The sequence below is a fragment of the Microcoleus sp. AR_TQ3_B6 genome (genome assembly GCF_036702785.1).
Taxonomy (GTDB): domain Bacteria; phylum Cyanobacteriota; class Cyanobacteriia; order Cyanobacteriales; family Microcoleaceae; genus Microcoleus.
In genome coordinates this window covers 1-10,404 of the sequence record NZ_JAUBVJ010000148.1, presented here as the reverse complement: position 1 = coordinate 10,404, position 10,404 = coordinate 1, and the positions used below count along the sequence as shown (strand labels likewise).

The following is a 10,404-nucleotide window of genomic DNA, read 5'->3' as shown; positions in this document are numbered from 1 at the left end:
TTAATAATTTTAGGAATCGCGTATTAGCTTGCTTTTTTGATTAGATAAACTTATAACCATAAGTTCAGGAGAGCCATCAATACTATGAACAGTAAGACCTATATGATTCAAGTTAGGCAGAAATTTGGTGTTCATGCTGCTTTAAAGTCCTATAGATAAAGTGTGGGGTCGGGGTTTTCAAAAAGTCGGCAAATGAAATCTTAACACCGTACTGTTTTTCAATTTGTACAAGAATTCGAAGAAGATTGAGTGACGTACCTCCTAGTTCGCGAAAATTAGAGCTGCTATGCAGAATTTCAGGGGAAACACTTAATTCTTTTGCCCATAGCAAAAAGATCGAATCGAGCCTAGCTGACTCTGCATCCGAATTGGTTGATGCAAGCTGCTGATCGGAAATATCGCCAAACAAGGGCAGCGCTTCTAAGTCCACCTTGCCGCTCGGCTTTTGCGGGAGCCGCGGGAGCGCAACGAAGGGTTGCGGGATTTTGTAATCACTGAGCCATTGAGCAAGGCGGTCGCGCAAATTTGCACCGACCATATCGGATGAAACGAAATAGGCCACCAAAGCGCCTTGTGGAGATACTCTGACCGCCGCTTGGGCACACCCCGCTTTCATCATTGCGGTCTCGATTTCTTCGAGCTCGATGCGGAATCCGCGCACCTTGACTTGCCGATCGACGCGACCTACAAAATGTAAATCACCTGAGGGATCAAATTCAACAATGTCCCCAGTCTTGTACAGACGATCCCAATCCACGTCGGGGCAATTCACAAATTTTGCCGCAGTCGTCTCAGGGTCGTGCAAATAGCCGGGTGACACTGCTCGACGCGGCAACATACAGTTCGCCGCGTCGAGCAGGTCGCATATGTTGGTCAAGCACATGTAAACGCACTCCAGGAATGGCACGACCGATATTTTTGAGGCATTTCGGCGGATATCTCCTTAAAACTTACCACAACAGTGCATTCAGTTGGACCGTATAGATTGAAAAAACGACGTGTGGGTGCCCATGCAGCGAGTGTTGTATGGCTGCAAGCTTCACCTCCGGTCAACACGGTTCGAATTTGCGGGAAACGTTCAGAATTCAATACCGCCAGCAACGCTGGTGGCAGGAACGCATGATCGATGTGGTGGTGCATGCAAAACCACGCCAATTCATTTTCTGACAAACGTTGCTCGCCAGTAGGCAGGCACAATGCCGCACCACTGGTCAAAGCGGGGAAAATATCCAACACTGATGCGTCGAAGTTAATCGTCGAAAACTGCAACACGCGGTTGGTGCGGCCGAGGCCGAATTCCGCAGTCACCCATTTACATAAATTAACTAGATTGCGATGAAGGATGGGAACACCCGAAGGGTGTCCGGTGGAGCCGGAGGTGAAAATCGTATAACAACGATCTTCCAGATGAGCACGCGGCTCGATCAGTTTAGGTTTGCCGTCGATTTCGATAGCAGTGGGGTCGATTCGACCGATCGTGTCAATGCCACGCAAAGCGTCCGGTTTGCATACCACCAATTTGCAATTGCAGCGATCCAAGATATAGGTTTGGGTATTTCGATTCAACTCTGGATCGATTGGTACATAAGCTGCCCCGAGTGCCATGATTGCAATCATCGAAGCAAGCAAGTCGGCATTCTTGTCCAGCGAAATGCCGATAATGTCGCTCACATCAGCGCTGCGCCCGGTTTCATTTTTGAACCATTGGTCGATTGCATCGGCAATTTGCCGTGTACGCAAGGCCAACGCTTTGTAAGTCCACGTTCCGTTGTCCGTAATTACTGCGAGTGCGTTCGGGTTTGCCTGCGCAACTGCAAGGAAGCGCTCTACCACTGTTTCCATCATTATCCTTGAGTTTGTTCGATTTTTTCAAAAACACATGCTCCCCATTGGTAAGGACCTGCGCTGAAGGTTAGCACTCGTGCGCCTGTTTCAATCTGCCCTGTGCGTTGACCATGATGCAAATTGATAACAATGTCCGAGGAAAAGCAATGAGCATGGGTAACGATAGTTTCGGTGTATACCTTTTTGAAGTCGATGCCTGCAAGGTTGCCATACAGCCGGCTGACGTTCAGCGAGTAATTGTTCGTGATCATCAAATCAATGTCGTTGGCATTGATTGCGATATTCGAGTAAACTTCGCCAAATAGGCGCTCGATGCAGCCGACTTCGTCTTCGAGAGAGGCTGCCCGGGCCTGTTTTCCATCCCAAATATTGATTACTCGACCCATGAGGCGAAAGTCCATCCCCTTGCTTGAGGCCGAGAGGATGCAGGCGGACGACGCATCGCCGGTCACGTAAGGGAAACTTCCCTCTTCGCCATAGATTCGTTGCAAGGGATGCTTCGCTTGATCGAACGAGAGCAGCAGCACGTTGGCATACTCTTCCGCTACAATCAGGGTCGACGCCAGTTTAGCTGCCCAGTGAAATCCGGCGCAACCTGCCATGGCGATTCGATAATGCGCTGATAAGTCCAACCCAAGGCGTTCGCTAAAAGCGCCGAGCCACTCGGCGTCGAGCGTATTCTTGGCATCCAAACCGTTAGAAACGAAAAACACTGCGTCTATTTCGCCAGCACTACGACCTGCCGCCTTCAGTGATTGCACAACCGCGAGTTGAGCTTGCTCAAGAATTTCACCCTCATAAACTGGAACTAAAGACACCCCTTCAGCGACGTTGCGCAAAGCTGCGCACCGCGCAGGATCGACGATTAAATTCTCCAGAGTGACGGACGCGCCGCCGACATATTGGGTTGCACCCAAAAAAACATTGTTTCGTACAGTCTTCATTGATTAATCTTTCCAATAAAGTGGGTGACGCACAACTACTTTAATCAGCATTTCGGATTGACGCCATACTCCTTTGAAGCCTTGCGGTAACACGAACATATCGCCAGCGACATAAGTTTTTTTGATCCCATTCGCCTCCTCAATCTCCACTTCGCCTTTAATAATATTAATCACCTCGGTTTCCGGCCAAGACAAAATTTTTAACTCGACCGGATCAATTTCGCAGATTTTAATCGCGGCTTCCTTAGTCTTTAATGTGTATGGAATATTGCAACGATAGGAAAAGTGCGTCCCCGCCAAAGTGGTGTAGTGCCGCTGATCGGTATCGGGTGCCTTAATCGTTTTAATGCCGTACGGTAATTTCTTTTCGATTAAAATCGTTGAAACCAGTTTGCAAGATACCGCCATGCCGGGAGTAGTTGCAACCGACAGCAATACCAGAATAAGGAACTTACTGAGTGCATTGAAGCGGATGAAGAAAGAACTTTTCATGAGGTTACGAATTTAGAGCTTAAATGTTTTCATGAAGTTACACATTGTAGTCTTACTCTTGGATATTTTAGCCTTGATCTATTTTGCAAAACTATACAAAAAATAATTTTTAATAACCTTACCTCCCGGCTTTCTGTCTACTCCTTAATAGAATATTTTAATCTATGTGAGTGTAAATATCTCCCTCGCAAAAGTGGTATGCTCTCCCACAGAGACCTACAGAAAATAGTTAGGATTCAATTGAAACTGCTGCTTATCTGACATCCGAAGTAGTTTAATTTTTCAATAGTGTTTACAATATATAATTCTGTAGTACGAGGGTTGATCGTGCATAAACGCAAGACTACACAATCATTTAAAGTAGTAGAAGTCAGCATAGCAAAACCATCTGATATCATTCTATCTACAATTTGTCGATTAACATCATTTACTTCGGGTTGTAACCGACCTGGTGGTACATATCGAAAAGTCACAATCCCAATTTGAGCTGGAGTCACAATTTCCCAGCTATCGAGCCTACGTAAAAATGATTCAGCTATTTCAGCAAGCTCAATTCCTCTAGTTACTGCCTCTCGAAATGCTTCAAGACCAAAAACTTTAAGGGACATCCAAAGTTTAAGCGCTCGGAAACTTCGCGTTAGTTCAATACCATAGTTATAAAACTTGATATCATCGGGTCTGTCTACGTCGTTTAGATATTCAGGTCGTATGCAAAAAGTCTCTTCCAATAAACGACCATCACGAACAAGTACTCCACCAATCGCATAAGGCTGAAAGAGCCACTTGTGAGGATCTACAATAAGGAGTCTACATGTCCTAATCCCTCTAATCGAGGACGCTCTTGATCACATAAAATAGCTGCGGCTCCATAGGAGCCATCAGCATGTAACCACAGGTTCTCCTTGCGACAAAAAACTGCAAGTTCCATTAATGGATCTACAGCACCAGTGTTTGTGGTTCCTACGTTCGCGATAACACAAAAAGGATTTCTACCCGCAGCACGATCTAAATCTACTTCTAGTTTGAGTTTGGAACAGTCTAAGCGAAAATTGCTATCAGAAGGGAGCTTACGGATTTGGTCGAGTGCAAAACCTAATAGCTTCAATGCTCGTTCAAGAGATACATGAGTTTGGTCTGAGCAGTAAATAACACTATTACCAACCTTATCCCCAAGCTTTGCATATCTTGCAACTGCTAGTGCGGTGAGATTAGCCATTGATCCTCCACTTACAAAAAGCCCACCAGTAGTGGAAGGAAGTCCACACATCTGTCTTAACCAAGATATAACAGTTAGTTCAATTTCCGTTGCTCCAGGAGATTCCATCCATGTGGACGCAAACACATTAAAACCTGTTGCAAGCGTATCGGCCATTACACTGACAAAATTATTTGGACTAGGAACAAAGGAGAAATTAGGTGGATGATCTTGATGTATGAGAGTGCCAAAGACATTTTGCTGAAGTTCCTGCAATACATCGCTAACGCTACTACCTGATTCAGGTAGTGACTCATCCATTTTTTTCTTCAGCTCTACTCGATCTACTAAATGCGAAACAGGTTTATTCGGCAAAGTTTCAAAGTGCTCTATGAGGATATCAATAACCTGATAGCCCATCTTCCTCATATCTTCATTAGGCATTGTTAAAAAATTACTAGATGGGATGTTGCAAATTGCCTAACTCTCCAGTGAAGTGAATTTCCTTAAGAATAACATTAAATAGCTTGAGCATGCAATAAAAATACTTATAAAAACTTGTGTATTCAACTTGAATAGCTAGTTTACTGAATACTCATCTCATTGCCTTGGTACTGCTAATTTAATGAGATTTTTTAGCCAAGGACAAAAATATATATCCTGGTGGCGTACGTACCTAGCATATTACAGTGCAGTAACTTTTGAGTACCTGTCAGCCCTTGCTTCTTGAAAGCTTAAACCTGCTTACTACTTCAATACTGGTATACCCGCCTCAAGACTAATGTAGAAATGTACTCACAACCGATGTCACCTCCTAAATCAACTATTTCGTCTTTGTCTCGTGTAGCTAGTCTACACAGTATATCATTCTTTGGTAACCACTCAATAAGTACGAGGATGATAAATAGATAGGCTAAGTCAAATATAAGATGCAGATAGCTGAAAGCCTTGTCAAGCCGTAGTCTATATGCAAAACAATTGCGCCTACCTACTAGATTATTAAAGATTTTTTCCGTTTGAGGGCTGCTACGAAAAAACTTCCCCGTACTTGATTGGTAAAAGTTCACGGGGTTAACATGGCAGAAGAGAAGGAGGAGTCCGACCAGAACGAGCACTCAAGACAGATTCAGTCAAGAACTCAAGAATATTCGGGTCTTGCAGCTTGAGAGAAGACACAACGGTGAGTAAACCGGCAACAAACAGACTTCCTGCTGCAGAATCTGAACCAAAGCTAGTCCGTCGCCACATCACAGCAGGGCGAATGGCTCTCTCCGCGGCATTATTAGTCGGCTCTACACCATCCGAGGAGATAAATAACCACAGAGCCACTTCCAACTTTAGTAAATTACGACAAGTCCGCACAGTTTTTGCCAGTGGGGTCTTTTCCCTCTCGTGGATGTCTAACTGCGAAGCTTCTAGCAAGATACTCAAAACTTCAGTCTTAATAGGTTCAACTTTTTCTTTTAACTCCGAACGAGTGAGTTGGTCATTTCTAAATTTATGCCAGAGATTGAAAAGCTGTTTTTCTTGCTCCAGCAAGGATTTGCCGATTTGGGCTGAAGCTCCAACTCGTTCGGATATTTGAATAAAATTTCGTTTGAGGTGTACCCAACACAGTTGCCTGTGATTGACATCCACCCAATTATAGGCAGGGCAACGATCGCTGGTGATCGAGCCACTAAAAGTTTCGCCCAAAACCGTTTGAGCAGCACTACTAGCTCTGCTTAAAATTACCTGAAAGCTCTGAATCAATGGCGTTACAGCCACCCACAGCCAACCACTGGTCTTGGTGGCATTTTGACCATCTCCATTCCGCTGCTGAAATCTAGTCTCATCTACTCCCACATTCGGCTGCTGCTGGATGTAATGTTGGGCTGATGTGACCCCATCGCCAACTGCCTCACTCACTTCTGTCCGTAGACGATTGATAGTGCCGACGGACATTTCAATCCCAAACACCACCTGCATCAGCGCACGTATTTGGCGGCAGGATTGTCGATACTCACTACTCAATAAACCTACATAGGCTGCTGTTCTTGGACCATATCCACCCATTCCTATTATTTCGGTCATTTCTGGGGCTTGATTTTCTTTCCCACAACAACTACAGGTAATTGGATGAAACTGATGTTCGATGACGAGTCGCTGTACTGGTGGGACTTCCACTACTTGATGTCGAGAGGCTTGACCATTATTTTCAATCTCTAGGATGCCTCCACATCCACTACATTGCTTTGGGTAATGGTTGATTACTTCAGTACACATTTCGGTCGGGTATAGCTTCCGCTCGTGTCCCGAATGTCTTAGTTGCCCACCTCGCTTCTTTCCGGTTGGTTTCTTTCGATTGGGCTTAAATCCTTGAGGATTCTTCGATGGTGGTTGTGATGAATTTGCCGAAGTTCTGGCTAATTGCTATTTGAGAAGCTCGTTTTCTGTTCTCAGTTCCCCTATTTTTTGTTCAAAATGAGCCATCCTACGCACTAATTCGTAAATTAGTTCGAGGATCCTGTCTGGCACTTGCGCCCACTCTGCTGGACTGATTACTGCCATTAATTCCGGCACTGTCTTCTCCATGTCCCTCACCTTACCAGATGTTTTGGGCTTTTGCTACCCCCGTGAACTTCTACCTTGATTGAGCGACTACAGCTATGACATAGCCACTAAAGAGAGGAAATCTATTCGATTTAGGCATTATAATAGGTAGCCTTTTAGACTCAACCCGTGTTTATACAATAATGCAAAATCACGTTTGTGAGCTGAGGGTAATGACCCCTCATGCTATATTCCATTTTGATGCAGATGTTCCTTTTGGACAAATTCCTCAGAAATTACAAGAACATCATGGCATTACAGTGCCGATCAGTTCTGCCCAAGCCATCACCTTGCGTCATGCTGATGCCGTTTTACAAGCCGAGCAACTAGCCTGTGAGATTCCCACGCTCGGCGCGTCCTCTTGCTTGATCGTCGAAATGGATGGCAGCTACATCCCGATTGTCACCACCGCCCCGCCCAAAGGACGGGAAGAGCCACCCCAGGATCGTCGCAAAACTCGAACCCTTGGATGGATTGAGGCGCGTTTAGGGCTGTGCCGTCCTGCTGAGCAAGAGAACTTGAGATTTGGCGCGACCTTGGGGACTCCCGACCAGGCAGGCGACCAGTTGCTCGATTGTGCGATTCGTTGCGGTCTTGGACAACAGACCTATGTTCATGGACTTGGGGATGATGCCCCGTGGATTTCCATGCAGGTTTCTGGTTGTTTTGGTGACCCTGGGCGTTATCGACATTGAGCCGAGATCCGTGCAAAAAAGTGCAACATAAGCCGTCAAAGCGTTGTCAGTTATGGATTTCAGCCAGAACGAGCGGCAAAGGAATAGCCTGTTCCCAAGGTTGAGGGACATTCTTCCAATCCACCCCATAATCCCCGTAGCGTTTGATATAGCAATCCTAAATCAATTGCAAATTATTATAAATTATAATAATTTGGGAATATAATAATACTTGTACACTGGAAAACGGCAAAAAAACAATATGTCTGAGCAACACCCTTTACAAGAGTTAAGTGATTTTATAGATGGCAACCCCGACCCAAGAGAACTAAAGCGAGCAATGTCCGTAATGATGTGGATTGAGGCCGTACCTGGTCCGAAAATTCAAAAGATATTAAATGTATCAGCAACATTTATCAGTCAATCCAAAATGAAATTTATCAAAAATGGAGTTGAAGAATTAAAGCTGAAGTATCAAGGGTCAAAAGCATATCTAAGTCGAGCGCAACGCCTAGAGATTGTCAATTACTTAAAGACTCAAGAATATTTGAGCTTACAGGAGTTTCAGATATATATAGAAGACAAGTATGATGTTCGTTTCAAATCCAATCAAAGTTATTATACATTACTTGAGAAAGCCAAGATTAGCTGGAATAAAACTCAAAAAAGTAATCAAAAAAAAAACGATGAATTGGTAAAAACAAAAAAGATAGAAATCGAGAAGATTCTGGCAGAGAAAAGAAGGGAAATAGAAGCTGGAAAGCTTGTGGTGTATATGATTGATGAGTGTCATTTACTCAGGGGTGATGTTTGTGGATATGTTTGGGGGAAAACGAATAAAAAAATAGAAGTACCCATGACAAATCAGAGAGAAAGGCAAACATATTTTGGTGCGCTAAACTATCAAACAAAAGATTTTTTTTTCAAGAGTATGAAGCCGGAAATTCAAAGAATACAGTTTTGTTTGTAAAATACCTCCAAAATCTAAATAAAGGAGCTATAATTTTAATATTTTGGGATGGAGCAAGTTATCATAAATACGGAGAAATGCGAGATTATCTTAATGAGGTGAATCAAAATTTACCAAAATGTGAATGGTTAATAATATGTGAATTATGTGCACCTAATGCACCTGAGCAAAACCCTGTAAAAGATATTTGGCTTCAAGGCAAAAGATTTTTGAGAGAACATTGGTATTTATGTAAATCTTTCCCACTTATTAAAAAATTATTTATGCTGGTAACTCATTGTCAAGTTTTTGATTTTTGCAAGTTATATATGTATAAATTTTTTGTTAAAAAGGCTGAATTAATACCAACTTAATCATGATTAGTGAAGCCCGATTAGTTTGCAACTGATTTAGGATTGCTATATTGGCGAATATCGCCTTACACGGACTAGAAACGGTAGTTAAAGATTACGTGGAAACCTTAACTATTCCCAAGTTAAGTAAAAAGGAAAAACGCCGTTCTATTGGTGTCATCCGCTATGCAGATGATTTCGTACTTTTGCACGAAAGCAAGTCCGTAAATTCTGGGTGTATTGCTGTAATTTCTGAGTGGTTAGCTGGCATTGACTTACAATTAAAACCTTCCCAAACCCGATTAGCGCATACACTCGAGCCCAATTTAAGTGAAGATGGAAGTGCTGGATTTGACTTTCTTGGTCATCATATCCAACAGTTCCCTAGGGAAAAATATCGTAGTGATGAAGATAATCACGGGCGAAAATTAGGTTTTGACACACTCATCACCCCATCAAAGAAAGCAATCCTGACGCATCAGCGGGAAATATCTCGCATTATTAAGATGCACAGATTATCGCCACAAGAGGCACTCATTAAAGACCTCAATCCTGTAATTAGAGGATGGAGTTCTTATTACAAAGCCTCGGATATTGGCACTATAGGAGAATTATCCAGACAAGATAATCTGACCTATTTCAAACTTCGGAGATGGGCCAAACGTCGCACTCTTAATGTCAAAAAAGCTCATCGTCTATATTGGCGACCAATCGGCAATAGAAACTGGGTATTTGCGACAAAAGGGGATGAGCCAAAAAAGCTAATTTTACACACAGAGTTTGCGACCAGTAGCAACAACTATCTGTTGGTAAAAGGTGATAGAAGTCCCTATAATGGCGACTTAGTTTATTGGAGTCTGAAGGGGTGACATGAAAGCTAAGACTTAGACATAATCAGCTCCATTGCTCTTAAACCTCGTAAATAATCTGGTAGCTTATTGCGATTGAGTTTCATTAACTCTTGAACAATGGCCCAGCCACTCTCCCTAAAACCTATCCAAGTTTGACTATATAAACCTACATAAAAGCTACTATGTCTTCGGGTTACTCGTCCGTATTCTTTAATTCTAGCCACATAGTTCTGTACTCCAGTTCGTTTAATCTTTTGTCCTTGAAATGTGGCTAAAGTATAGGCAAAAGAGATGAGCAAAATCAAAGATATTAATCGACTGCCAGAAACATTAGTGTCTTCTAATTGATAGCCTCCGCTCTTGAAGTCACGAAACATTTCTTCAAGATCAAACCGTTTTTTAGAGGCGGTTATGGCTGACTGAAGATCGGGCAAGTTATACCATTTTGCCAAATAAGTGCTACAATGCCAGAAAAATAAGGGATATTTTATGAAGGTCAACTATCAAGA

At 43.2% G+C, this 10,404-nt stretch carries 8 protein-coding genes and 3 pseudogenes; 3 read left to right on the top strand and 8 right to left on the bottom strand.

From position 1 onward, the window contains the following. Positions 1 to 112: 112 nt before the first annotated feature. The 7 genes and pseudogenes from QUB56_RS35255 to QUB56_RS35225 all read right to left on the bottom strand — a co-directional run bounded on the left by QUB56_RS35255 (position 113) and on the right by QUB56_RS35225 (position 7,050). The gene (locus tag QUB56_RS35255) at positions 113 to 838 is read right to left on the bottom strand and encodes a non-ribosomal peptide synthetase (protein ID WP_332961008.1); all 726 of its coding nucleotides are present in this window, start codon (positions 836 to 838) and stop codon (positions 113 to 115) included. Between the two features lie 35 nt (positions 839 to 873). After that, on the bottom strand, positions 874 to 1,845 hold the full coding sequence (locus QUB56_RS35250; RefSeq protein ID WP_332961007.1) for an AMP-binding protein: 972 nt from the start codon (positions 1,843 to 1,845) through the stop codon (positions 874 to 876). Continuing rightward, positions 1,845 to 2,789, bottom strand: coding sequence for a 3-oxoacyl-[acyl-carrier-protein] synthase III C-terminal domain-containing protein (locus QUB56_RS35245; RefSeq protein WP_332961006.1), 945 nt, complete (start codon positions 2,787 to 2,789; stop codon positions 1,845 to 1,847). Before QUB56_RS35245 ends, QUB56_RS35250 begins: the two co-directional genes overlap by 1 nt. 3 nt (positions 2,790 to 2,792) lie before the next feature. Beyond that, complete coding sequence (locus QUB56_RS35240; protein WP_332961005.1) at positions 2,793 to 3,281, bottom strand: cupin domain-containing protein; 489 nt, start codon at positions 3,279 to 3,281, stop codon at positions 2,793 to 2,795. 236 nt (positions 3,282 to 3,517) lie between these two features. Next, positions 3,518 to 4,797: pseudogene (locus tag QUB56_RS35235) on the bottom strand (pyridoxal phosphate-dependent decarboxylase family protein). 750 nt (positions 4,798 to 5,547) lie between these two features. After that, positions 5,548 to 6,768, bottom strand: a pseudogene (tnpC, locus tag QUB56_RS35230) (IS66 family transposase); the annotation flags it as partial. Positions 6,769 to 6,888: 120 nt separating this feature from the next. Further along, positions 6,889 to 7,050 (bottom strand): hypothetical protein, encoded by a 162-nt coding sequence (locus tag QUB56_RS35225; protein WP_332961004.1) that lies wholly within the window; start codon positions 7,048 to 7,050, stop codon positions 6,889 to 6,891. A gap of 161 nt (positions 7,051 to 7,211) precedes the next feature. On the opposite strand from QUB56_RS35225, the gene QUB56_RS35220 reads away from it, so the two are divergent. The 3 genes from QUB56_RS35220 to QUB56_RS35205 all read left to right on the top strand — a co-directional run bounded on the left by QUB56_RS35220 (position 7,212) and on the right by QUB56_RS35205 (position 9,913). Then, a complete protein-coding gene (locus tag QUB56_RS35220; protein ID WP_332961003.1) occupies positions 7,212 to 7,763 on the top strand; it encodes a hypothetical protein in 552 nt (183 codons plus the stop codon). 241 nt (positions 7,764 to 8,004) lie between these two features. Further along, a protein-coding gene (locus QUB56_RS35215) for an IS630 family transposase (protein WP_445243442.1) occupies positions 8,005 to 9,065 on the top strand; the annotation gives its coding sequence in 2 pieces (ribosomal slippage) (positions 8,005 to 8,647 and positions 8,647 to 9,065; 1,062 coding nt in all). Between the two features lie 50 nt (positions 9,066 to 9,115). Continuing rightward, positions 9,116 to 9,913 (top strand): group II intron maturase-specific domain-containing protein, encoded by a 798-nt coding sequence (locus QUB56_RS35205; protein ID WP_332961000.1) that lies wholly within the window; start codon positions 9,116 to 9,118, stop codon positions 9,911 to 9,913. 124 nt (positions 9,914 to 10,037) lie between these two features. On the opposite strand, the pseudogene QUB56_RS35200 reads toward QUB56_RS35205, so the two are convergent. Beyond that, positions 10,038 to 10,332, bottom strand: a pseudogene (locus QUB56_RS35200) (IS4 family transposase); the annotation flags it as partial. Positions 10,333 to 10,404: the final 72 nt, after the last annotated feature.